Here is a 22,519-nt window from a genome sequence, read left to right on the forward strand (position 1 = left end):
AACAACCGCACAAGAAGCCGCAAAAACAATGGCAAAGGAGGCTGGGGGCGGGTCCGTCGCGCATGCGAGGGTGCGGGGCATGAGCACAGAGCACGTCCTCGATCACCGGCCCGACGGCCGCATACACGCGCGCCTGTGGGAGAGCGCGAGCAAGGTGCCGGAGGTCACCGTCTACTTCTGGATCGTCAAGGTCCTCACCACCGGCATGGGCGAGACCGCCTCCGACCTGCTGGCCAAGGTGCTGGGCCCGATCCCCGCGGTCGGCCTCGGCGGCCTCGCGTTCGCCGCCGCGCTCGCGCTCCAGTTCGCCGTCCGCCGGTACGTGGCGTGGATCTACTGGACGGCCATCGTCATGGTCAGCGTGTTCGGCACCATGGCCGCGGACGTGCTCCACGTGGGCCTCGGTGTGCCCTACACCCTGTCCACCCCGCTTTTCCTCGTCGCCCTCGCGGCCGTGTTCGCGCTCTGGTACGCCAGTGAGCGCACCCTGTCGATCCACACCGTGCGCACCCGCCGCCGCGAGGTGTTCTACTGGGCGGCCGTGCTCGCCACCTTCGCCCTGGGCACCGCGGCGGGTGACCTCAGCGCGAGCATCGGCCTCGGATACCTGGGCTCGGTCGTCCTGTTCGCGGTGGCCATCGCGGTCCCGGCCCTCGCCCACCGCGGCGGCGTCCTCGGCGCGGTGACCGCCTTCTGGGCGGCGTACGTCATCACGCGCCCGCTCGGCGCCTCCCTCGCGGACTGGATGGCCGACCCGACCGGGCGCGGGGGCCTCGGCTGGGGACTGGGCCCGGTCACGCTGTCGTGGACCGTGGCGATCGTCGCGTTCGTGGCGTTCCTGGCGGTGTCGCGCCGGGACAGCCGGGCCACCGCCTGACGGTCACCGCCTGACGCCGCCGGGAAGGCCGTCGGCGGCAGGGCCACTGAGGGTGGGCCACTCATGAGGAGGGCCCCGCGGAACACGTTCCGCGGGGCCCTCCGGTCGTCTCATCCGGTCCAGGTCAGCTCATCGCTCCCGGACGGAAGCGCCGGTACAGGGCCACGCCGCCGACCAGCGAGGCGGCGCCCGCGAAGGCGGCCGTGAGGGTGCCGTCGGCACCGGTGTGGGCGAGGGTGCCAGCCGGCTGGTGCACCGCCGCGGACGGCTCCGGGGCCGTGTGCGCGGGCGGTACGTGCGGGTGGGACGGCGGCACGGTGTGCGCCGGCGGGGTGAGCCGCGGGGGCGTCACCGGCCGCGTGGCGTGGGTGCTCGACGTGTTCTCGGCGTGGTTGCCGAAGACGGGGTTGAGGAGCCCCACCACGTTGACGCTGTCGCCGCTGATGTTCACCGGCAGGTCGACCGGCAACTGGATGCCGTTGCCGGACACGGCGCCCGGCGAACCCTTCTCCGCCGAGGCGGCCGTGGCCCCGCCCCCGTTGGCGGCGCCGCCCTTGGTGGTGCCGCCGCCGCCCGTGTTGGCGCAGCTGTTGCCCATCGCGGGGTTGAGGAGCCCCACCACGTTCACCGTGTCCCCGCACACGTTCACCGGGACGTGCACCGGCAGCTGGATCCCGTTGCCGGAGATCAGCCCCGGTGAGCCGACCGCGGCGCCGTCCGCCGAGGAGTCGGCGTACACCGGCCCCGCCACAGCGATCGCGCCCGAGGCGGCCGCGAGGGCGATCACACCGTTTCGGGTAACCCGTTTCATAGGTTCCCTGCCTTCCAGACTTGATCGCGGGCACTCGCCCGCGCGGAGGTAAACGCGGGGAAAAACAGGTGAGTTATGGGTTGTCAATCATTCGGCCGGTATATGCCACCATCGCCGCCCTCCGGGGTGTTCGGCTGTTGATATCACCAAGACGCCGATAGGATCGCCACGTGATCGAACTGGCGGAAATCATCAGGGAGTTGGGACAGGAGCTGAACACCGCCCTGACCGACGGACCGACCGGGGCCGTGCGGTTGGAGCTCGGGACCGTCGAGATCGAGGCGGACGTCGTGGTGAGCCGCAGGGGCGGGGCGGGCGGCAAGGTGCGGTTCTGGGTGGCGGAGGCCGGTGCCGAAGGGCAATTGGAGTCCTCGCGCACCCAGCGGATCCGCCTCACGCTGCACCCGAAACTCGTCGCCCCGGACGGCACGCACGTGAAGGTGCTGATCTCGGGGGAGGAAGAAGAGGGAGAGCGCTGACGCGAAGCGCCGATGCGGGGCGGCCCCCGCGCGGTCCCGACACCCTGACGGGGCGGGACGGGTGGCCGTACGCTGGTCGGCACCGCCGGTGGGAAACAACCGGCGGCAGGTGACGATCGGAGGTCACGGGGGTGGAAGGGCGGAACCCCGCGCGGGTTCGCAACGAATTGGTGGCCGGCGTCGTCGACGTGCTCCAGGCATCGGCCACCCTGCGGCACCCGGCCAGTGCCGACCTGCTGGTGACCATGCTGAGCCAGGAACTGGGCACACCCGTCGAGCCGTTGCAGAACAGGACGCTGCGCCCGTATCTGCTCCAGCTCGTGGAGGTGTGCGCGCGGGTCCCCGACGGGCTGCCCTGCCTGGTGCGCTGCCTCGGCTATGTGGAGGAGCAGTCCGTCACCGTGCTGGCGCTGCGCCGCCTGGTGGACGAGTGGGAGGCGGTCGACTTCTTCGACGGCGCCGATCTGCACCCGCTCCGCCCGGACCTGACGGAGCTGCGCTCCGCGGCCACGCTCGCGGCGATGGCGCGCCGCGCGAGCCGCTCCCGCACCCAGGAGCTGCCGCCCTGGTGCGACACGGGCTGGGCGGTGTTCTTACGCCTGGCCGGCGGCAACTCGGCGGCGCGTGAGCTGCCCGTCAGCATGGCGTTCCTGTCGCTGGCCGCGGACCAACTGGCCGAGGACGGCCTGCGGGAGGCCGCCGAGCGGCTGCGCCGCTGGAACCGCCGGCAGGCCCGCGTCTGGGGCTTCGAGGACCAGATGGCCGAGTGGCAGCGCGACAGCATCACCGATCAGCCGGCCTCGCTCATGCCCGCTTATCTGATGATCCAGTTCGAGCCGGACGGGGTCGATCCCGACCGGTACTACCTTTCGCACTGGCGCCAGTCGGACGCGGAGAGCTGGCACCCGGTGCCGGGCGAGACGCTGCATCTGCACCGCGACGACCTGCCGGCCGAGGTGGACTCGCTCATCGAGCAGACCGAAGAACGCTGGTCGGATCTGCGGCAACCCGTCGTACTCGAATTCATCCTTCCGTGGGAACTGCTGGGGGAACCTGTCGAGTGGTGGCACAAGGAGGCGGCCTCCGGCTCGCCCACTCCCCTGGTGATGGACTACACGGTCCTCATCCGCAGTTTCGAACGGCTGCGCAAGGCGGCCTGGCACCGGACCTGGCACAACAAGTGGCGCCAGTTCAAGGAGCGTCCGGCGGAGACGCACTCGTACTGGAACCGCCCCGGCCACTCGCACTTCCACCTGGAGCGGGAGCTCAAGGAGGACGAGCAGGCCGTCTGCCTGGTGCTCAGCGAGCCGCCCGGCACGGGCTCCGCCGCCAGCCGCCAGGAGTACCTGGCGGGGCTGAGGGCGGGTGTTCCGGCCATGATCTGGCACCGCGGCGACTGCTCGGACCCCGCCTTCAAGGAGGCGGTGGCCGAGATCGTGCAGGACCGGGGGCTGGCCGGACTGCTGGAGCGGACCGGACGTTGGCGCAAGGAGGCACTGGCCATGGGGCCGGAGGGGTGGGACAACCATGTGGGGCGCCATCTGGCGATCCTGCTCGACGATCCGGAGCGCAAGCCCGAGCCGCCGGGGCCGGCGCACGTGCCGGTGAAGCCGTGAGGCGGCCGGCCGGGTCCCCGTGTCCACCGACCGTCCGCGCGTTGTGAGTGGGGTGCCCGACATGCACCAGCGTGATTCCACCGGCCCGCGTCCGTTCCGGGTCCGCCGCCCTGCCTCCGGCGTGCTGCGGCGTACACCGTCCGCGTGCTTCCGTGCGTCCTTGCTTCGGGGGTGCCCACGCTGCGAGGCTTGGTGCGTGGATGTCACGCATGCCTGGAGTCTGCGGGACTCCACCGCACTCTCACCGTCACTACGGCGCCTTGAGAGCACCCATGCACGATGACGACGAACAGCGAGGGGCCAGGGCCGCGCGGGCCCGCCGGGAGGCCGCCGGTGTGCTGAGCCGGCTCGGCGGCGAGGACGGGACCCGCCCGGTGGAGGCCGTGCTCGTCGTCGACGCGCATCCCACGATGCGGGTGTGGGACGAGGCCGTCGAGGGCGATCTGGCCGGGGAGCTGGAGCGGTCCGGGCGGTTCGTGCGGGTGCGGCTGGTACGGCTGCTGGGAACCGACGAGACGGACCCCGCGCAGGCGCGCACCCAGGAGCCGCTGGGCGCGCCGGACGCGGGCGTGCGCCGGGTGGTGCTGGTGCTGACCGACGGCATCGCCACCGGCTGGCGCCTGGGCACCGTGCATCCGCTGCTGCGGGCGTGGGGGCGCGCGCAGCCGGTCGCCGTGGTGCAGCTGCTCCCCCCGCACCTGTGGTTCCGCACCGGGCTCGACGTGTACCGGGTGCGCGTGCGCGCCCCGCGCCCGTGGGCCGCCAACAGCACCTGGAGCTGGGCCGAGCGCGAGGCTCCGGCCGGTGCGCGGGCGGACGGCGGGCCGGACGGGGAGGCGGCGGCCGTTCCCGTCGTCGTACCCGTGCTGGCGCTGTCCGGGCGATGGGCGGCCGTGCTGCTCCGGCTGGTGTCCGGTGCCGAGTCCGAGTGGCTGGATCTCGCCGCCGTGCAGGCGCGGGAGTGGAAAAGCAGGCCCGACGCGGCGCGTGCCCTGCCGTGGGCGCAGGACGTGCCCGATCCGCACAGCCCGGTGCCGGCCGCCGAACGGGTCTCCGACTTCCGGGCCGCGGCCAGCCCCACTGCGTTCACGCTGGCCACCCGGCTGGCGGCCGCGCCGCTGAGCCTGCCCGTCATCCGGGCGCTGGTCGCCGCCACTCCGCAGGCGGGCCCGGTGCACGTCTCCGAGCTGCTGATGAGCGGTCTGGTACGGCCCGTACCGGCGCACGGCGACGGCCCGACGGACGTGGTGTTCGACTTCGCGCCCGACGTCCGCGAGGAACTGCTGGCGCTGGGCCGCCGCAGCGCGACCGCGCGGGTGCTGTACGACGTCCGGGGGTTATTGGCCGGGGACGAGTCGACCCGTTCCCCGCTGCCCGCTCCCGACGAACCGCTGGACACGCTGGCGATGCCCAGCGTCAACAGCCGCAACATCACCTTCTTCCGGGTGGAGCTGACCGCGCTGCGCGCCCTGTCGGGGCGTTACGACCAGCGTGCCGCGATGCTGGCCAAGGTGCTGAGCTGGCACGATCGGCGCTACGCGGTCAGCCTGGAGAAGTTCACCCTGGAAAAGACGCGCCGCACATCCACGGGATCCGCGCCGACCGCCCCGGCCTCCGGTGCGGACGCATCCGCCGCCGGACCGGAATCCCGGACCGTTTCCGAAGGAGCCTCATCGATGCCGACACCGCCTCAGGAAGCCGTGGAGGGCGAGCGCACCGCACAGCCGCGCGTCTGGGGGAACCTGCCGCCGCGCAACCCCAACTTCACCGGGCGCGACGAGTTGCTCGAGCTGCTCGACCAGCGGCTGCGGGAGGGCACCACCACGGTGCTGCCGGAGGCGATCCACGGGATGGGCGGCGTCGGCAAGACCCAGCTCGCGATCGAGTACGCCTACCGGCACCAGTCCGAGTACGACATCGTGTGGTGGATCCCCTCCGAGCGGCCCGGACAGATCGGCCAGGCCCTGGTGGAACTGGCCCAGCGGCTGGGCCTGGTGACCACCACCGAGGCCAACATCGCGGGCCCGGCCGTGCGGGAGGCGCTGCGCGAGGGCCGGCCGTACTCGCGCTGGCTGCTCATCTTCGACAACGCCGACAACCCCGAACAGGTGCGCCACTACTTCCCGCAGGGCGGCCACGGCACCATTCTCGTCACCTCCCGCAACCGGCGCTGGGGGCAGGTGGGCGGCGCCCTCGAAGTGGACGTGTTCACCCGTGAGGAGAGCAAGGAGCTGCTGCGCCGTTCGGGGCCGCCGCTGCGGGACGAGGAGGCCGACGCGCTGGCCGAGGCGCTCGGCGACCTGCCGCTGGCCCTGGAACAGGCCGCGGCCTGGCGGGCCGAGACCGGGATGCCGGCGTCGGAGTACCTGCGGCTGTTCGAGAACAAGCGCATGGAGCTGCTGGAGGTGGCCCCGCCGCCGGACTACCAGCTCCCTGTCGCCGCCGCCTGGAACGTGTCCCTGGACCACCTGGAGACCCGCAGCCCCGCGGCCCTGCGCCTGCTCCAGCTGTGCTCCTACTTCGCGCCCGACCCGATCTCCCGCTCGATCTTCTCCGGCCTCGGCAACAGCAGCATCTTCCCGGAGCTGGACGCCGCGCTGAACGACCCGATGCGGCTGGCCCGCGCCATAAGGGAGGTCAACCGGTACTCGCTGGCGCGGATCGACCACCGGACGAACTCCATCGAGATGCACCGCCTGGTGCAGCTGGTCCTCAACAACCGCATGTCGCCCGAGGAACAGGTCCGGATGCGGCACGGCGCGCACACGCTGCTGGCCGCCGCCGACCCCAAGGCGCCGATGGAAGCGGCGAGTTGGCCCCGGTACGCGGAGCTGTACAGCCATGTCATCGCCGCCGGCGCGATCAAGTCCGACCAGCCCTGGGTCCGTCAGCTGGTGCGCAACATCGCCGAGTACCTGTACTGGTGGGGCGACCATGAGGTGTCGCTGGACTTCTCCGAGCAGGCGTGGACGTCCTGGCTGGAGATCTTCGGCGAGGAGGACCAGCAGACCCTGCTGATGGGGCAGTGGCTCTGCTTCATGTACTGGGTGGTGGGCCGGTTCGACGACTCGGCCCGGCTGGTGAGCCACCTTCGGGAGGTGTACGAGCGCACCGCACCGGCGGACGGCGAGGACAACCGGGAGGACGCGCTCGACGCGCTCCAGCTGGAGGCGGCGGTACGGCGCGTGGAGGGCAGGTTCGCCACCGGCGCCGAGCTGGACCGGATCGCGTACGACCGGGCGCACCGGGCCTTCGGCGAGGACGACCCGACCACCCTGAACATCGCGCACAACCTCTGTGTGAGTCTGCGTCTGGTCGGTGACTTCCAGGGGGCGATGGAACTCGACCGGCGCACCCTGAGCCTGAAGATGCGCCTGTACGGCCGTGAGGACCGGCGGACCCTGCACTCCGAGAACCACGTCGCCATCGACACCCGCGAGACGGGGGACTACATCGGGGCGCGCGCCCTTCAGGAGTCCGTGCTCAGCGCCTGCGAGGACGTGTTCGGCCGCGGCAACCCGACCACGGTCGAGGCCAAGCGCCAGCTCAGCGAGGCGTACCGCAAGGCGGGCGACCACGCGCGGTCGCTGGAGCTGGCCACCGAGGCGCACGCCCAGTTCACCCGCCGCTACGGCGAGACGCACCCGCAGTCGCTGGCCTCCGCGCTGGCCCTGTCGATCGCGCTGCGGCAGAACGGCGACCTCCAGGCGGCCCGGACACGGGGCGTGAAGGCCTGCGAGGGGTACCGGCAGATCTACGACCCGCACCACCCGCACGTCCTGTCCGCGGACATCGACCTCGCCGTCACCCTGCGGCTGCTGGGCCGACCCGAGGAGGCGCGGCGGCTGGACGAGGCGGCGCTCGCCTCGCTCACCGACCGGCTCGGCGCGGGCCACCCGCTGGCCCTCGTCTGCGCCATCAACCTGGCCAGCGACCTGGCCGCCGTGGGTCGGCACGAGGACGCGCGGCGGCGCGGCGAGGACACGCTGGCGTTGTGCCGGGAGTCGTTCGGCGAGGACCACCCGACCACGCTGGCCTGCGCGGCCAACCTGTCCCTGGACCTGCTCGCGACCGGTGCCGACGCCGAGTGCAGGGTGCTGCGCGAGGACACCCTGGCCCGCATGGAACGGGTCCTGGACGCCCCGCGCCTCCAGTCGGACTCGGGGACGCGGCACCCGGCGACCGTGCAGTTCAGGGAGCGCGGGCGGGCCAACTGCGACATCGATCCGCTGCCGTTGTGACGCGGGGCGGGGGCCCGCCGGTCGGCCCGGTCCCCGCATTGCCGTCCACCGGGCCGTGCCGGGTCACGCCCCCAGCCAGGCCGCCAGGCGTACCGGGTCCGCGCGGCGGCCGGTCCTGGCCTCCAGCGCGTCTTGGACGGCGCGGGCGCGCTCGGGGTGGTGGCCGAGGAGAGCGGCGGCGGCCCGGTGACCGGGGTCGGCCGCGAGGGCGCGGCCGAGTCCGGGCCAGGCGGACGCCGGTGCCCCCTTGGCCGACAGCCGGCCGGTGAACGCGGCGCGGGCCGCGGCGTGTTCACCGTGGAGCAGCAGAAGTTCGGCCGGGTCGGCGCCGTCGACGCCGCCGGGGCGCCGCCAGGTTCCGCCGGGGTCGCCGAGGTGGTGCCGGGCCAGGACCGCCGTGCTGTCCAGGAAGCGGACCTCGGGGTCGGGAACCAGGAGGGGCTGGGCGGCCAGCGCCGGCGGCGGTTCCGGGGCGCCCCGCTGCCAGGCGCGGACGGCTTCCTCGACGGCCCCCGCCGGCGGGCGCAGGTGGTGGGCGCGCCAGCGGGCGCGGTGGTCGGCGGCGGCCTCCCCGGCCAGGCGCAGCGGTGCCTCGGGAACCTCGTCGGCCATCCAGGCGGCGCAGCGCTCGGTGAGGCGCTCGACCACGTACCGGCCGAGCGGGGTGAGCCGTTCGTGTCCGCCCACCGTGTTCAGCGCGGCCCACACCTGGGTGCGCCACAGCGCGAACTCGAAGTGCGCGAGGGGGGCGTAGGCCGGGTCGGCGGTGTGCCGGTGGGCGCGCCAGAAGCGGGTCACGCCGAAGAAGGCGTAGATGCCCTGGAGCAGTCCGCCGAGCGGGCGCGGGTCGTCGCGCCAGGGGGCGTAGAGCAGGGCTTCGGGCGGCTCGGGGTCCGCCGGTGCCTCGGTCAGCGGCTCCAGGTGCATCAGCCCGCCGAGCTTGGTGTGCTGGAACTCGTGCACGAGGGTCGCGGCGAGCTGGGGGACGTCGTCCGGGCGGGACGCGGTGACGCCGCCGAAGGCGTCCCCGGCCGTGCTGCTATGCGGCCGAAACCTTTCTCTCCGGGGGGTCGGCGCCACCGACAGCAGGCCCTGCCGCATGGCGTCGGCGCTCCCCGGATCGTCGCGCAGCAGCACGTCCCAGGCCGCGGCGAGCGAGGACTTCCAGTACGCCGCCTCCGCCGGGGGCAGCAGGCTGGGCTCGCTCGGGTGCGGGAAGGTGCGGTACGGGTCCAGTTCCTCCAGCACCAGGTGCTTCGCCCGTCCCCCGGTCCCCAGCGTCGTCCGGCGCACCGGTATCCAGTCCCGTGTGCGCCGGTCCGGGTCGGCGGGGACCTCCACGGCAGCTTCCGCGCCGGTGACGCGCACCCGGCCGGCGCGCCCCGTGACCTGTGCGGTGCCCCACGGTCCGGGGGTGGCGAGGACCGCGCAGCCCAGCGTGGGCAGCGGGACCAGGCCGCGGCGCACGGGCACGGTGATGTCGAAGTCCAGCCCGGCCCGTGCCGCGGCGGCGGCCGCGAGGGCGGCGAGATGGCCCATGACCACCCAGTGCGGCGCGTCCTCGTAGACCCGGCCCCTGATCCGGCGCACGGCGAGCGAGACCCACATGCCGGTGTTCGGGGACATCAGCAGGTCCTCGCACACCTCAGGGGCGTGTCGCTGGGCGCGTTCCAGCAGGTCCCAGCCCTGCGCGAAGGCGTCCGTGCCGTCCGGGCCGGTGTCGCCGGGGCGGGCCGCGTTGCGCAGCGCGCGCAGCAGCAGGAGCCGGCGGCTGCGTTCCGCGCGCAGCAGTTCCGCGATGACGGCGCCGTCGCCCTCGCCGGCCGCGAGCGCCCGCAGACCGGTTGCCGAGAGCCGGTGGTACGGCAGTTGTTCCCCCGTCGGCGTGGCGTCAGCGGCCACGTGTCCCCCACAGCACCCTGCTGATCACCTCGCCGGTCAGTCGAAGCGGGACGGGCTGTACGACAGCGTGATGGCCTGCGGCCCGTCGATGTGGTGCAGCAGCTGCTCCAGGGACTCGGTGAACGTCCCGCCGTCCATGGAGCGCAGTGCTTCGAGGGAGATGCCCGAGAGATCGACGAGACCGGACTCGACGGCAGGCATCGGATGCTCCACGGCTGCCAAGTCCCCTCCCGTACCTACCAGTTGTGCACTATCAGTGCCTTGACCAGCATGACCCAGCACCGCACCGCCCGCAACCCTGCGGCCTTTCGGCGCCGCGAGATCGAGTCAGCCGCGAAACCGGGCGAGCCGGGCCGCCGCGCCGTCCACCCGGTCCACTTCGGGCGAGGGGCCCTCCAGTAGCCGTACCGCTTCGAGGAGTTGATCGAGGGTGCCCGGATAGCGCAGACAGGTGCGCACGATGCCGTAGACATCCATGCGCAGCCGGGGGTCGCGGGGGCTGTTAGCCGCCACCCGGTCGCTGATGCTGTCCAGCACGAGCCCCATGCCGTTGCCGCCGCGCAGCGCCGGTACGGCGGTCAACGCGTCGACGAGTTCCGCGAGTTCGCGCAGCGGTAGGTCGGCGGGGAGTCCGGCGAGACCGACGGCCGGGCGGCGCCCCTCGACGCCGTCGGCAAGGCCGAGCGCGGGGCGCGGGGGGAGGCCGGCGTACCGCTGGAGGCGGTCCGACTCGGCGGCGGTGAGCGACTCGTACCACCGCTCCACCCGCCTTGCCGCGAGCCTGCCGATTCCGTCGGCCCGGTGGTGGGCGCTCACCACGCCGATCACCGCGCCGCCGCACCATACGGGCGCGCCGGACATGCCCTCCCAGGGGGAGCGGTGCGGCTCGGGGTCGGCGGGCGGGGCGGCGACGGCCAGTTCCAGGGTGCCCTCGCGGAGGTTGGACAGGACCGAGACGGTGCCGGTGACATGGCAGGAGTCCCGGTACCGGCTGGCCGCGCCCGCGCCTTCCCGGAGTTTGAACCGGGGGAAGCCCATGGCGCTGAAGGGCAGCACCACGTCCGCGTCGGGTACGGCGGCGTAGCGGGGCGGTGCGGCACCGGCGCGGTCCGCCGGTACGTCCTCGATCTCCAGCAACGCGACATCGGCGGCCCCGGCCGAGAGCACGACGCGGGCGGGGGCGCTCCACTCCCCGGGCCGGTCGGCGTCGAACCGTACCCGTACGGCTGCAGCGCCCGCGACGACATGGGCGGCCGTCAGCACATGCCCGTCCCCGACCCGGTAGCCGGACCCCCGCCGCCCCGGCGTCCCCGCCACCAGCACCTCGGCGACCCGCGCCGCGTCCAGCCCCTCTTCCCCCGGTCCCCTCACGTCCGTCCTCTACCCCTCGGGCACCGGGGGTACGCGAGGCCCGGCGTCCGGGGAACCGGCCGACGACGGGGTGGTGGACGGTGGGGGGCGCGCGGGACGGTGACGGAGTCGGCGGTGGCCTTCGGCCATGGGGCCGGGGGCCGGCACGTCGAAGGCGCGGCGCCCTGGGGCAGGCCGCCGCGAGGCCGAGCGGCTACGTCCGCTCGACGACGTCCAGCCGCCGGACGCGGGCGAGCGAGGCGAGGACCTGTGATGAGAGGTTCTCGTCCCGGCCACGCAACAGGCGCAGCGCCGGCGGTGCGGCGGCGGTACTCGCCGTAGCGGATGCCGAGAAGTCATCCCGGCGTATCTTGCCCGGTCGCGGTCCCACGACCGGGCGCGCGGGCTCTACGCTGCTCGCACGGCCGGCTGCCGGGGGGAAGCCGGACTCCGCCTCCCCTGCGGCACGCGGCTCGTGACCCGCACGACGAACTCGCCCGCCCACTCAAGGCGTTGAAGGCCCGTTCGGGGTGCCGCCTCGTGCCGGCCCCCTCTCCCCGCCGCCCGGCCCGTCGTCTTTCCCGCCGCCCGCCGAAGGAGCCCCGGCCGTGTCCGAAGACCCGCCGCTCGTCCTCGACCCCACCACCACGCCGAGCACCGGACGCTGCACGCCCGCGGGGCGGCCACCCCCGTGGACATCCTCGGGGTGACCGCGTGGTCCGTCTGCGAACCTGGCCTCCTCAAGCAGCTCCTGACCAGCCCGGCCGTCTCCAAGGACGGGCGAGCGCACTGGCCGGCCTTCGCCGCCGCCGTCCCCACCTGGCCGCTCGCTCTCTGGGTGGCGGTCGAGAACATGTTCACCGCCTACGGCAGCGACCACCGCCGGCTGCGCCGACTGGTCGCCCCGGCGTTCTCGGCCCGCCGCATCGCCGCCCTGACGCCCGTCGTCGAGGACCTCGTCACCGGCATCCTCGACGACCTGGAAGCCCTCCCTCCCGGCGAAGTGGTCGACCTGCGCGAGCGGTTGGCGTACCCCCTGCCGATCGCGGTCATCGGCCGCATGCTCGGCCTTTCCCCCGCCCGGTCGAGCGGGCTGCGTACGGTGGTGGACCGGGTGTTCGCCACCACCCTGTCCGCCGAGGAGGCCACGGCGAACACGGCCGTCCTCTACCGGCAGCTCGACGAACTGATCGCGGCGAAGCGTGCCGCGCCCGGCGACGACATGACCTCACTGCTGATCGCCGCGCGCGACGAAGAGGGCGACGGCGGCTCCCTCACGGCCGCCGAACTGCGGGGCACCCTGGTGCTGATGATCAGTGCCGGATACGAGACGACCGCCAACGTCATCGACCACGCCGTCACCTCCCTGCTGACCGACCCCGCGCAGCTGGAACACGTCCGGGCAGGGCGGTGCGGCTGGGACGACGTCGTGGAGGAGACCCTGCGCCACGAGTCGGCCGTCAAGCACTTGCCGCTGCGCTTCGCGGTCGAGGACATCCCGCTGCCCGACGGGAGGACGATCCGGGCCGGGGAGGCCATCCTCGCCTCCTACGCCGCCGCCAACCGCCACCCGGACTGGCACGGCGAGGACGCCGACCGCTTCGACGCCACCCGGACCAGCAAGGACCACCTGGCGTTCGGGCACGGCGTCCACTTCTGCCTCGGCGCCCCGCTCGCCCGCCTCGAAGTCGCCACCGCCCTGCGACAGTTGTTCGCGCGCTTCCCCGAGGTGCGGCTCGCGGTGCCCGCGGGGGAACTGCGGCCCCTGCCGACCTTGATCAGCAACGGGCACGTGGCCCTGCCCGTCCGCCTGCGCCCGGCCGGGGGGCCGGTCCCGGTCCGAGGGGGTCAGCGGGTGGTGTAGCCGCCGTTGAGGAAGATCGTCTGGCCGTTGGCCCACCATCCCTCGGTCAGCAGGTGACGGATCCACGGCACGATGTCGTCGATCTTGGTCAGCTCGCCGTTCATCGCGGACGACTTGTGATAGGCGACGGAATCGTCGTCCTCGGCGGGGTAGAAGAACGACGTGTCCATCGGGCCCGGAGCGACGTTGTTGACCGAGATGTTCCGGCCGAACAGCTCCTTCGACAGCGCGCGGGTGAAGTGCTCGACCGGCGCCTTGCTGCCCGCGTACACGGAGTACAGGCCGGTGTACGCGGCGAGCAGCGAGGTGACGATCGTGATGATCTTCCCGCCGTCCTCGATCCGGCGCGCCGCCTCGCGCATCACGAAGAACGCGGCCTTGGAGTTGACCGCGAACATACGGTCGTACTCTTCCTCGGTGATCTCGGTGAGCGGCTTCTTCAGCACCATGCCGGCGGTGTTGATGCTGTAGTCGAGCTTGCCGAACCGGTTCAGCACCTCGTCGAAGACCCGCTCCACCTCGGCGACCTCCGTCAGGTCGGCCTGGATGGCGAACGCCTCGCCCGGACCCTTGTTGATCTGCGCGACGACGTCCTCGGCCTTGGCACGGGAGGATTCGCTGTTGTAGTGCACCGCGACCAGGGCGCCTTCGGCACCGAGGGTCGTGCTGATCAGCCCGCCCAGATTGCGGGACGCGCCGCCGACGAAGGCGACCTTGCCGTTGAGAGTCGTGTCCGGGGTGCCGGCCATGACAGCCCTCCTGCGGTCTTCCGAACGGGCACGGCGTAGCTCCGGCGAACGCCTGGACCCACGTCATGACCATGAACTCACCTGGAGCAGGGACCCGCATCTCGAACGATCCGAGAGCGGCGCCCGCCTCTTGGACGCCGCCCGCTCCCAGATGCTGCGCGCCAGGGTCGGGATGCCGTGCGGGCCGACCGGGACATCGCCGCACACACGCCTGGCCATCAACCCCCCGGAGATCATTCACCGTCGGCGCTGTCAGCGCACGGGGCTACGCCCCGGCCGGATCACGGGACTGATCGCCTCAGCCCCCGCTCTTGCGCCTGAACGACCGCTGGCTCGCAGCCGGGCCGCGCGTCGCACGCACCTTCGGCCCATCGGGGCTGGCGGCAACGTCAGCGGCGTCCGCCTGCGCACCGCGCTTGCGCGCCAGCGCTTCGCGGAACTTGCGCTTGAGGTCGTAGTTGCCCTCGCTGTCCGGCGCCAGAGGATGCGTCTCGAGGTCAGCCGGCTCCGAGCCTTCCGTGGACACGGGCTCTGCGGTCATGGTCACTCCCTGGGTTCGGGGTGGGGCGGGTAAGCACACCTTGCCACGCCGGGCCCGGTCCGGGGCACCGGCAACATCATCCTGCTCCGTTTCGGCTGGTATACCTCTCCCTGCCGAGACCGCCCGCTTGGCGCCGGCGGAGCGCGCGGCCGGCGGGGCGATGCGTGCCAAGGCAGGTGTCCGCGGCGGCGTCTTGCGCCACCTCCCAAAGAGCCCTTCGCCCCAGGGGGCCGTGCCCGTGAACACCGGTCCGGACCGCACGAGGCGACGGGATACAGTGCGCGAGACGGCCACCCGGTCAGGAGGGGAAGCGTGACCGACACCAGTGACACCCGGCCCGCCGAGGGTGAAGCGCAAGCGCCGCGGCAGAGCCGACTGCATCGCCTGATGCGCTACCTCCCCCTGGTCGGCCCTGTCCTGCTGTGGGCCGTGCCCTGCTGGGTGCTCCTGTACACCGGCCAGCACTGGCCGCTGCCCGGCACGCTGGCCGGCACCGTCCTGTGCGCCCTCGGCCTCGTAGGTATGCCGCTCGCCATGGTGCGCGGCCACGGCCGGCGCCAGCGGGACCGGGCGGCGATCATCGGTGACACCCTGCTGGGCATCAGCTGGGTCCTGTTCACCTGGTCCGTCCTGCTCGGCGTCCTCTTGCGGCTCGCCCTGACCGTGGCCGGCGTCGGCGAGAGTCAGGACCGGGCCAGGTTCGTCACCTGGGCCGTCCTCGCCGTCAGCGCCGTACTGCTCGGCTGGGGGTACGCCGAGGCTCGCCGCGTGCCACGCGTCCGCCGGCTCGACGTGCGACTCCCACGGCTGGGTGCGGGGTTGGACGGCTTCCGGGTCGTCCTCATCACCGACACCCACTACGGCCCGCTCGATCGCGCTCGCTGGTCGGCGCGGGTGTGCGAGACGGTGAACACCCTGGAAGCCGACCTGGTCTGCCACACCGGCGACATCGCGGACGGCACGGCGGAACGCCGCCGCGCCCAGGCCACCCCGCTCGGAACCGTGCGGGCGACCCGAGCCCGTGTATACGTCACCGGCAACCACGAGTACTACAGCGAGGCCCAGGGCTGGGTCGACCTGATGGACGAACTGGGCTGGGAGCCGCTGCGCAACCGTCATCTGCTCCTCGAACGCGGCGGCGACACCCTCGTGGTCGCCGGCGTGGACGACGTCACCGCCGAGTCCTCCGGCCTGGCGGGCCACCGCGCCCACCTCGCGGGAGCCCTGAGCGGCGCCGACCCCGACCTGCCCGTCCTGCTCCTGGCACACCAGCCCAAGTTCATCGAGCGGGCGGCAGCCGACGGCGTCGACCTCCAGCTCTCGGGCCACACCCACGGCGGCCAGATCTGGCCCTTCCACCACCTGGTCCGCATCGACCAGCCCGCCGTCGCAGGCCTCAGCCGCCACGGCCGCCGCACGCTCCTCTACACCAGCCGCGGCACCGGCTTCTGGGGCCCGCCGTTCCGCGTCTTCGCCCCAAGCGAGATCACCCTGCTCGTGCTCCGCTCCCCACACCCGCCCACCTCGCCGTAGCGCTCGGCGGGCCCGGACGATCGCGCCTACCAGGGAACGCTGATCCCCTCCTGTTCGGTCCCGAGAAATGATCAGGGGCGGGTTTCGGATCGCTCCGAAACCCGCCCCTGATCTGCGACTCTCTCGAGTCGGGACGACAGGATTTGAACCTGCGACCCCTTGACCCCCAGTCAAGTGCGCTACCAAGCTGCGCCACGTCCCGTTGCCGTTTGACCTGCGGTTTCGCCGGTCGCAACGTGCAGAGAAACAATACCGCACTCGGCTCGGTGATCGCGCACGACGTCGGGGGTTGACCTCGAGTTTGGTCGAGGTTGCACGCTGTCGTACATGACGATCACAACGGACGACCACCGCACCCACGGGTACGCCGACCTCCCCCGGCTGATGAGCCTGATGACCGGGGACGAGAAGCACGGCCCGGCGGCCACCTCCACGCTCGATGTGCTGTGGGTGCTCTACGACCGGGTCCTGCGCGTCACGCCGGAGCGGGCGCACGATCCGGGCCGGGACCGGTTCCTGCTGAGCAAGGGGCACGGTCCGATGGCGTACTACGCGGTGCTGGCCGCCAAGGGGTTCCTGCCGGTCGACTGGCTGCCCGGCTTCGGCGGGTACGACTCCCCGCTCGGGCACCACCCGGACCGGGTGCTGGTGCCGGGGGCCGAGATCGGCAGCGGTTCGCTCGGGCACGGGCTGCCCATCGGCGTGGGCACCGCGCTCGGGCTGCGGGCCCAGGGCCTCGGCGATCCCGCGGTCTGGGTGCTGATCGGGGACGCCGAGCTGGACGAGGGCAGCAACCACGAGGCGATCGCCTTCGCGGGGCCCGCCGGTCTGGACCGGCTGCACACCGTCGTGGTGGACAACTCCTCCGCCAGCCACGCCCGGCCCGGCGGGATCGCCGCCCGGTTCGAGGCCGCGGGCTGGTCGGCGGTGACCGTCGACGGGCGGGACCACGCGGCCCTGTACGAGGCGTTCACCGCGCCGCATCCGGGGCGGCCGCACGTCGTCGTGGCCCGCGTCGAGCCGAAGAACGCCTGAGCACGCCCCAACTTCCCGAAAGACTTCCCTCACGCTCCGAAAGGGCGACATCTCCATGGACACCATGCGCGACCGTTTCGCTCCCGTCGTCTCCCGGCTCCTGGACGAGGACCCGCGCGTCGCGGTCGTCCTCGCCGAGATCGGCAAAGACGCCTTCACCGAGGCCATCGCCCGGCATCCCGACCGGGTGGTCAACGTCGGCATCCGCGAACAGCTGCTGGTGGGGGCGGCGGCCGGGATGGCGCTGACCGGGCTGCGGCCCGTCGTCCACACCTTCGCCAGTTTCCTGGTGGAGCGGCCGTTCGAGCAGGTCAAGCTGGACTTCGGGCATCAGGGCACGGGGGCGGTGCTGGTGAGCGCCGCCGCCTCCTTCGACTGGCCGGCCGGCGGGTTCACCCATATGGCGCCGGGTGATGTGGCCCTGCTGGACACCCTGGACGGCTGGACCGTGCATGTGCCGGGCCACCCCGACGAGGCCGAGACCCTGCTGCGGCACGCGGTCGCCGCCGGTGACGAACGGGTGTACGTACGGCTGTCCGTACAGTCCAACCGGCGGGCGCACCCGGTGGACGGCGAGCGGTTCGTGACCCTGCGGGAGGGGCGGGCCGGTGTGGTGGTCGCGGTGGGCCCGCTGCTGGACGCGGTGCTCGACGCGACGGAGGGCATGGATGTGACCGTGCTGTACGCGACGACCGTACGGCCGTTCGACTCGGCAGGGCTGCACCGGGCGGCCGGTGCGGCGGGGACGGACGTGGTGGTGGTCGAGCCGTATCTCGCGGGCACGTCGACCGCCTCGGTGAACGACGCCCTCGCGGACCTCCCGCACCGGGTCCTCGGCCTCGGGGTCGGCCGCACGGAGCTGCGCCGGTACGGCACGGTCGAGGAGCACACCGCCGCGCACGGCCTGGACGCGCGGAGTCTGCGGGAGCGGATCGGGGGGTTCCTGGGGGCGCGCGCCGGGGTGTGAGAGGGGGACGGCCGGGGGCGCTGCCCGTCCCACCCATCCCCGCCCCGCCCATCCCAACTCCCTCCCTTGCGACCGGCCGGGATCAGGCCACTGCCCTCGCCGGGCCGCGGGGAATTTCACCGGGTCGGCGGGGCGCCCAACTCCGGGTGGGACTCCTGGAGTCGGGGCGGGGCTGCCTGGCGCCAGGAGTCGGCGAGGATGTCCCGGAGTTCGGCCTCGTCCTCCAGGGCCGCGAGCCGCGCCCTGATCCAGGCGAACTGCGCCTCGTGGCCGGCGATCCAGAACTTCTCCGGCTCGGCCAGCACCAGTTCGTCCCGCTCCTCCTTCGGACAGCGCACGGCGACGGACGTCTCGCCCTCGGGCAGCGTCGCGAACATCGTCCCGGCCACCCGGAAGGTGGGCATGTTCCAGGCGGTCTTCTCCGCGGTGTCGGGGAAGGACAGCGCGATACGTCGTACAGCTTCGGCATCCGGCATGCCACGCACCGTAGCGCCGGCCACTGACAATGCCCGGTGGTCAGCCCTGCGCCGCCCCGCCCAGCGCCGTCAGCACCGGTCTGATCAGCGGATGCCCCTCCGCGCCCCGGCGCACCGCGGCGAAGACACGGCGGGTGGGGGCCACCCCGTCGACCGGTCGTACGACCACATCGCTGAGGTCCATGCCGCGCAGCGCGGAGCGGGGCACGAGCGCGACGCCCGCGTCGGCGGAGGCGAGGGCGACCACGGCGCGGAAGTCGTCGGAGGAGTGTTCGAGGCGGGGCTGGAAGCCGGCGCTCTCGCAGGCCAGTACGACGACGTCGTGGCAGGGGTTGCCGGGGTACGGCCCGATCCAGGGGTCCTTGGCCAGCTCGGCGAGCGGGACCTCCGCCGAGTCGGCGAGGCGGTGGCCGACGGGGACCACGGCGTCGAACGGCTCGGCGTAGAGCGGGACATGGGTGAGCCGGGGGTCGTCCGCGGACGGCGCGCCCCGGTACTCGACGGCCACCGCCACGTCCACCTGCCGGTCGAGGACCATCGGCAGGCTGGCGTCGCCCTCCGCGTCCCGCACCCGGATGCGGATGCCGGGCGCGGTGCCGGCGAGGCGGGCCACCGCGGGGGCCACGACCTGGGCGATGCCGGTCGCGAAGGCCGCCACGGTGACCGTGCCGGCCTCGCCGGAGCCGTATGCCGCGAGTTCCGCCTCGGCGCGCTCCAGCTGGGCGAGGACCACGTTGGTGTGCCCGAGCAGGATCTCGCCGGCGGGGGTGAGCCGTACGCCCTTGGCGCCCCGCTCGACCAGCCGGTGGCCGGTCTCCTGCTCCAGGGCGGTCAGCTGCTGGGAGACGGCGGAGGGGGTGAGATAGAGGGCGGCGGCCGCCGCGGTGACCGTGCGGTGGTCGGCCACCGCACGGAGGATGTGGAGCCGCCGTGCCTCGATCATGCCCCCGATTATCCCAGGTGGAATCCCCTGGTCAGGCCCCCAGCTCCGCGCGCGCCGCGATGAAGGCGTCCACCGCGCGGTCGACGTCCGCGGTGGAGTGCGCGGCGGAGAGCTGGACGCGGATGCGGGCCTGGCCCTGCGGGACGACCGGGTAGGAGAAGCCGATCACGTACACGCCGCGCTCCAGGAGCAGCTCGGCCATCCGGCCCGCCCGCGCCGCGTCGCCGATCATCACCGGGGCGATGGCGTGGTCGCCGGGGAGGACGTCGAAGCCCTCCGCGGTCATCCGGGTGCGGAACAGCTTGGTGTTCTCGGCCAGCCGCACCCGCAGGTCGTCGGCGGACTCCAGCAGGTCGAGGACCTTGAGGGAGGCGGCGGCGATCACCGGGGCGAGGGTGTTGGAGAACAGGTACGGGCGCGAGCGCTGGCGCAGCAGGGCGACGATCTCGGCGCGGGCGGCGACATAGCCGCCGGACGCGCCGCCGAGGGCCTTGCCGAGGGTGCCGGTGATGATGTCCACGCGGTCCATCACGCCGTGCAGCTCGGGGGTGCCGCGGCCGGAGGGGCCGACGAAGCCGACGGCGTGCGAGTCGTCGACCATGACCATCGCGTCGTAGCGGTCGGCGAGGTCGCAGATCTCGCGCAGCGGGGCGACGTAACCGTCCATGGAGAACACGCCGTCGGTGACGATCAGCCGCCGCCGGGCGCCGGACGCCTCCTTGAGCTTCGCCTCCAGGTCGGCGAGGTCGCGGTTGGCGTAGCGGTAGCGGCGGGCCTTGGAGAGCCGGATGCCGTCGATGATGGAGGCGTGGTTGAGGGCGTCGGAGATGACGGCGTCCTCCTCGCCGAGCAGGGTCTCGAAGACACCGCCGTTGGCGTCGAAGCAGGAGGAGTAGAGGATCGTGTCCTCCTGGCCGAGGAAGGAGGAGAGCCGTGCCTCCAGTTCCTTGTGCACTTCCTGGGTGCCGCAGATGAAGCGGACGGAGGCCATGCCGTAGCCCCAGCGGTCCAGGGCCTCGTGGGCGGCGGCGATGACCTCGGGGTGGTCGGCGAGGCCGAGGTAGTTGTTGGCGCAGAAGTTGAGGACCTCGCCGGGGCGGCCGCCGGCGGTGACGCTGACGGTGGCGGACTGCGGGGTGCCGATGACCCGTTCGGGCTTGTGCAGGCCGGCGGCGCGGATCTCGTCGAGGGTGGCGCGCAGGTCGTCGCGGACGGTGTCGAACATGCCAGAAGCTCCTAAGCAATGCGGGTGGCTTGCGCCAGGCGGGTGACTTACGCGGTCCAGTCGAGGATGACCTTGCCGCCCTTGCCGCTCGCGGCGTCCGCGAAGGCCGCCTCGAAGTCGCGGTAGCCGTACCGGCCGGTGATCACGGGGGCGAGGTCGAGGCCGCCCTCCAGCAGCACCGACATCGCGTACCAGGTCTCGAACATCTCCCGGCCGTAGATGCCCTTGATGGTGATCATCGAGGTGACGATCCGGGCCCAGTCGACGGGGAACTCCTCGGCGGGCAGGCCGAGCATGGCGATCCGGCCGCCGTGGGTCATGTTGGCGATCATGTCGCGCATGGCCTCGGCCCGGCCGGACATCTCCAGGCCGATGTCGAAGCCCTCCCGCAGCCCGAGCTGCCGCTGTCCGTCGGCGATGGTGGTCTCGGCGACGTTCAGCGCGAGGGTCGCGCCGATCTTGCGGGCCAGCTCCAGGCGCTCCTCGCTGACATCGGTGACGACGACATTGCGGGCGCCCGCGTGCCGGGCGACGGCGGCGGCCATCAGGCCGATCGGGCCGGCACCGGTGATCAGGACGTCCTCGCCGACCAGCGGGAAGGACAGCGCGGTGTGCACGGCGTTGCCGAACGGGTCGAAGATCGCGGCGACGTCCAGGTCGACCGGGACGCGGTGCACCCAGACGTTGCTCGCGGGCAGGGACACGTACTCGGCGAACGCGCCGTCGCGGCCGACGCCGAGGCCGACGGTGGCCCGGCACAGATGGCGGCGCCCGGCCAGGCAGTTGCGGCACTTGCCGCACACCAGGTGGCCCTCGCCGCTGACCCGGTCGCCGATCTGGACGTCGGTGACGTCCCGGCCGATCGAGACGACCTCGCCGACGAACTCGTGCCCGAGCACCAGCGGGGTGCTGATCGCCTGCTGCGCCCAGCCGTCCCAGGCCCGGATGTGCAGGTCGGTGCCGCAGATACCGGTCCGCAGGACCTTGATCAGTACGTCGCCGGCCCCCATCGCGGGTTCCGGGACGTCCGTCAGCCAGAGTCCGGGCTCCGCCTTGTCCTTGACCAGCGCCTTCACGCGTGCGGCTCCTGTGAGTGAGGTCCCGTGCGCGGGCATGCCGAAGGGTCGCGCCGCACAGGGTCAGAGAAGTGGAATCACCGTGCAATCTGCCGTATCGACGCGCCGTAATCCATCGAGCTTTTCTTAACCGCCGCCACAGCTTTCCTTCACGCCTCCCCTGTCACCCCCTTGTCACCCCTTGGTGCTCTCTTGTCATATGAGCCGGTGGTCAGATGGGCAGCCCGTCGCGTGCGCTGCGTTCGATCCGGGCGACGAGATCGGCGGCGAGCGCCTTGATGGTCTCCAGCCCCTCCCTGCCCCAGGCGCGCGGCCCGGTGTCGGCGGCGCACACGGTGCCGAGCGCCATTCCGGTGCCGTCGAGGAGCGGGGCGCCGAGGTAGGAGCGGATGCCGTACTCGTCCACGACCGGGTTGCCCGCGAACCGGGGGTAGTCGCGGACGTCCTCCAGGACCAGGGCCTTGCGGCGGACCACCACATGGGGGCAGAACCCGTGGTCGCGGGGGAGCGTGCGGCCCCACCACGCCGGGCTGCCGTCCTCCCGCAGGACGGGGGCGACGGCCGGGACGCGCAGCCCGGCGAAGAACTGCCGTTCCTCGCCGATGAAGTTGACCATGGCGTAGGGCGCGCCGGTGAGGTGGGCGAGATGGTCCGCGAAGGCGTCGAGCGCGGGGTCGGTCCGTTCCCCGAGGCCGAGCGCCCGCAGCCGCCGGACGCGGGCGGGAGCCTCCTTGTCCTCGGGGGTGAGCAGCAGACCGCGGACCGGCCGGGGCGGCTCGTAACTCATGGCCGGGCTCCGTCGCTGTGCGGGTGCCTCATCTGGGGAACTCCGTG

The 22,519-nt window shown here is 72.9% G+C and carries 19 protein-coding genes and 1 tRNA gene; 8 read left to right on the forward strand and 12 right to left on the reverse strand.

The features are described from left to right. The first annotated feature begins 79 nt into the window (after positions 1-79). Complete coding sequence (locus ACE4Q9_RS04540) at positions 80-877, forward strand: hypothetical protein (protein ID WP_397982917.1); 798 nt, start codon at positions 80-82, stop codon at positions 875-877. A gap of 124 nt (positions 878-1,001) precedes the next feature. On the opposite strand, the gene ACE4Q9_RS04545 is transcribed toward ACE4Q9_RS04540, so the two are convergent. Then, positions 1,002-1,664 (reverse strand): chaplin, encoded by a 663-nt coding sequence (locus ACE4Q9_RS04545; RefSeq protein ID WP_397982918.1) that lies wholly within the window; start codon positions 1,662-1,664, stop codon positions 1,002-1,004. Between the two features lie 194 nt (positions 1,665-1,858). On the opposite strand from ACE4Q9_RS04545, the gene ACE4Q9_RS04550 reads away from it, so the two are divergent. From ACE4Q9_RS04550 to fxsT, 3 genes are all read left to right on the forward strand, one after another. Beyond that, complete coding sequence (locus ACE4Q9_RS04550; protein WP_397982919.1) at positions 1,859-2,167, forward strand: trypco2 family protein; 309 nt, start codon at positions 1,859-1,861, stop codon at positions 2,165-2,167. 131 nt (positions 2,168-2,298) lie between these two features. Further along, complete coding sequence (locus tag ACE4Q9_RS04555; protein WP_397982920.1) at positions 2,299-3,783, forward strand: hypothetical protein; 1,485 nt, start codon at positions 2,299-2,301, stop codon at positions 3,781-3,783. A gap of 272 nt (positions 3,784-4,055) precedes the next feature. Further along, positions 4,056-8,024 carry an FxSxx-COOH system tetratricopeptide repeat protein gene (gene fxsT / locus ACE4Q9_RS04560; RefSeq protein WP_397982921.1) on the forward strand — a complete coding sequence of 1,323 codons (3,969 nt, stop codon included), beginning with the start codon at positions 4,056-4,058 and terminating at the stop codon, positions 8,022-8,024. A 63-nt stretch (positions 8,025-8,087) separates the two neighbouring features. Here fxsT and ACE4Q9_RS04565 read toward each other — a convergent pair whose 3' ends face one another. From ACE4Q9_RS04565 to ACE4Q9_RS04575, 3 genes are all read right to left on the reverse strand, one after another. Beyond that, positions 8,088-9,926 carry an HEXXH motif domain-containing protein gene (locus ACE4Q9_RS04565; protein ID WP_397982922.1) on the reverse strand — a complete coding sequence of 613 codons (1,839 nt, stop codon included), beginning with the start codon at positions 9,924-9,926 and terminating at the stop codon, positions 8,088-8,090. 36 nt (positions 9,927-9,962) lie between these two features. After that, a complete protein-coding gene (locus ACE4Q9_RS04570) occupies positions 9,963-10,127 on the reverse strand; it encodes a hypothetical protein (protein ID WP_397982923.1) in 165 nt (54 codons plus the stop codon). 126 nt (positions 10,128-10,253) lie between these two features. Next, positions 10,254-11,297 carry a trypsin-like peptidase domain-containing protein gene (locus ACE4Q9_RS04575; RefSeq protein WP_397982924.1) on the reverse strand — a complete coding sequence of 348 codons (1,044 nt, stop codon included), beginning with the start codon at positions 11,295-11,297 and terminating at the stop codon, positions 10,254-10,256. 643 nt (positions 11,298-11,940) lie between these two features. Between ACE4Q9_RS04575 and ACE4Q9_RS04580 the strand changes: the two genes are divergently transcribed. Next, on the forward strand, positions 11,941-13,140 hold the full coding sequence (locus tag ACE4Q9_RS04580; RefSeq protein WP_397987118.1) for a cytochrome P450: 1,200 nt from the start codon (positions 11,941-11,943) through the stop codon (positions 13,138-13,140). Here ACE4Q9_RS04580 and ACE4Q9_RS04585 read toward each other — a convergent pair. Then, a complete protein-coding gene (locus ACE4Q9_RS04585) occupies positions 13,125-13,889 on the reverse strand; it encodes an SDR family oxidoreductase (protein ID WP_397982925.1) in 765 nt (254 codons plus the stop codon). The genes ACE4Q9_RS04580 and ACE4Q9_RS04585 overlap by 16 nt on opposite strands. Positions 13,890-14,187: 298 nt before the next feature. Continuing rightward, the gene (locus ACE4Q9_RS04590) at positions 14,188-14,430 is read right to left on the reverse strand and encodes a DUF5302 domain-containing protein (protein WP_397982926.1); all 243 of its coding nucleotides are present in this window, start codon (positions 14,428-14,430) and stop codon (positions 14,188-14,190) included. Positions 14,431-14,742: 312 nt separating this feature from the next. On the opposite strand from ACE4Q9_RS04590, the gene ACE4Q9_RS04595 reads away from it, so the two are divergent. Then, positions 14,743-15,963 (forward strand): metallophosphoesterase, encoded by a 1,221-nt coding sequence (locus tag ACE4Q9_RS04595; protein WP_397982927.1) that lies wholly within the window; start codon positions 14,743-14,745, stop codon positions 15,961-15,963. 128 nt (positions 15,964-16,091) lie between these two features. On the opposite strand, the gene ACE4Q9_RS04600 is transcribed toward ACE4Q9_RS04595, so the two are convergent. Continuing rightward, a tRNA-Pro gene (locus tag ACE4Q9_RS04600) sits at positions 16,092-16,165 on the reverse strand. Between the two features lie 125 nt (positions 16,166-16,290). On the opposite strand from ACE4Q9_RS04600, the gene ACE4Q9_RS04605 reads away from it, so the two are divergent. Together ACE4Q9_RS04605 and ACE4Q9_RS04610 are read left to right on the forward strand one after the other, a co-directional pair. Further along, positions 16,291-16,998, forward strand: a complete 708-nt coding sequence (locus ACE4Q9_RS04605; protein ID WP_397982928.1) for a transketolase — start codon at positions 16,291-16,293, stop codon at positions 16,996-16,998. A gap of 55 nt (positions 16,999-17,053) precedes the next feature. Continuing rightward, positions 17,054-17,965 carry a transketolase family protein gene (locus ACE4Q9_RS04610; protein ID WP_397982929.1) on the forward strand — a complete coding sequence of 304 codons (912 nt, stop codon included), beginning with the start codon at positions 17,054-17,056 and terminating at the stop codon, positions 17,963-17,965. Positions 17,966-18,081: 116 nt separating this feature from the next. Here ACE4Q9_RS04610 and ACE4Q9_RS04615 read toward each other — a convergent pair whose 3' ends face one another. The 5 genes from ACE4Q9_RS04615 to ACE4Q9_RS04635 all read right to left on the reverse strand — a co-directional run bounded on the left by ACE4Q9_RS04615 (position 18,082) and on the right by ACE4Q9_RS04635 (position 22,472). After that, complete coding sequence (locus ACE4Q9_RS04615) at positions 18,082-18,441, reverse strand: MmcQ/YjbR family DNA-binding protein (protein WP_397982930.1); 360 nt, start codon at positions 18,439-18,441, stop codon at positions 18,082-18,084. Between the two features lie 40 nt (positions 18,442-18,481). Continuing rightward, on the reverse strand, positions 18,482-19,384 hold the full coding sequence (locus tag ACE4Q9_RS04620; protein ID WP_397982931.1) for a LysR family transcriptional regulator: 903 nt from the start codon (positions 19,382-19,384) through the stop codon (positions 18,482-18,484). 31 nt (positions 19,385-19,415) lie between these two features. Beyond that, positions 19,416-20,609, reverse strand: coding sequence for a glycine C-acetyltransferase (locus tag ACE4Q9_RS04625; protein WP_397982932.1), 1,194 nt, complete (start codon positions 20,607-20,609; stop codon positions 19,416-19,418). A 47-nt stretch (positions 20,610-20,656) separates the two neighbouring features. Continuing rightward, positions 20,657-21,685, reverse strand: coding sequence for an L-threonine 3-dehydrogenase (gene tdh, locus ACE4Q9_RS04630; protein ID WP_397982933.1), 1,029 nt, complete (start codon positions 21,683-21,685; stop codon positions 20,657-20,659). Between the two features lie 211 nt (positions 21,686-21,896). Beyond that, positions 21,897-22,472 carry a GAF domain-containing protein gene (locus tag ACE4Q9_RS04635; protein WP_397982934.1) on the reverse strand — a complete coding sequence of 192 codons (576 nt, stop codon included), beginning with the start codon at positions 22,470-22,472 and terminating at the stop codon, positions 21,897-21,899. Between the last annotated feature and the right edge of the window lie 47 nt (positions 22,473-22,519).

It is taken from the genome of Streptomyces sp. AM6-12 (assembly GCF_044327085.1).
Classification (GTDB): Bacteria; Actinomycetota; Actinomycetes; order Streptomycetales; family Streptomycetaceae; genus Streptomyces.

Coding starts and splice junctions, on each gene's coding strand:
- fxsT (WP_397982921.1), top strand. CDS start 4,056: ATGCACGATGACGACGAACAGCGAGGGGCCAGGGCCGCGCGGGCCCGC.
- ACE4Q9_RS04625 (WP_397982932.1), bottom strand. CDS start 20,609: ATGTTCGACACCGTCCGCGACGACCTGCGCGCCACCCTCGACGAGATC.
- ACE4Q9_RS04610 (WP_397982929.1), top strand. CDS start 17,054: ATGGACACCATGCGCGACCGTTTCGCTCCCGTCGTCTCCCGGCTCCTG.
- ACE4Q9_RS04615 (WP_397982930.1), bottom strand. CDS start 18,441: ATGCCGGATGCCGAAGCTGTACGACGTATCGCGCTGTCCTTCCCCGAC.
- ACE4Q9_RS04635 (WP_397982934.1), bottom strand. CDS start 22,472: ATGAGTTACGAGCCGCCCCGGCCGGTCCGCGGTCTGCTGCTCACCCCC.
- ACE4Q9_RS04570 (WP_397982923.1), bottom strand. CDS start 10,127: ATGCCTGCCGTCGAGTCCGGTCTCGTCGATCTCTCGGGCATCTCCCTC.
- ACE4Q9_RS04590 (WP_397982926.1), bottom strand. CDS start 14,430: ATGACCGCAGAGCCCGTGTCCACGGAAGGCTCGGAGCCGGCTGACCTC.
- ACE4Q9_RS04540 (WP_397982917.1), top strand. CDS start 80: ATGAGCACAGAGCACGTCCTCGATCACCGGCCCGACGGCCGCATACAC.
- ACE4Q9_RS04605 (WP_397982928.1), top strand. CDS start 16,291: ATGACGATCACAACGGACGACCACCGCACCCACGGGTACGCCGACCTC.
- ACE4Q9_RS04585 (WP_397982925.1), bottom strand. CDS start 13,889: ATGGCCGGCACCCCGGACACGACTCTCAACGGCAAGGTCGCCTTCGTC.
- ACE4Q9_RS04620 (WP_397982931.1), bottom strand. CDS start 19,384: ATGATCGAGGCACGGCGGCTCCACATCCTCCGTGCGGTGGCCGACCAC.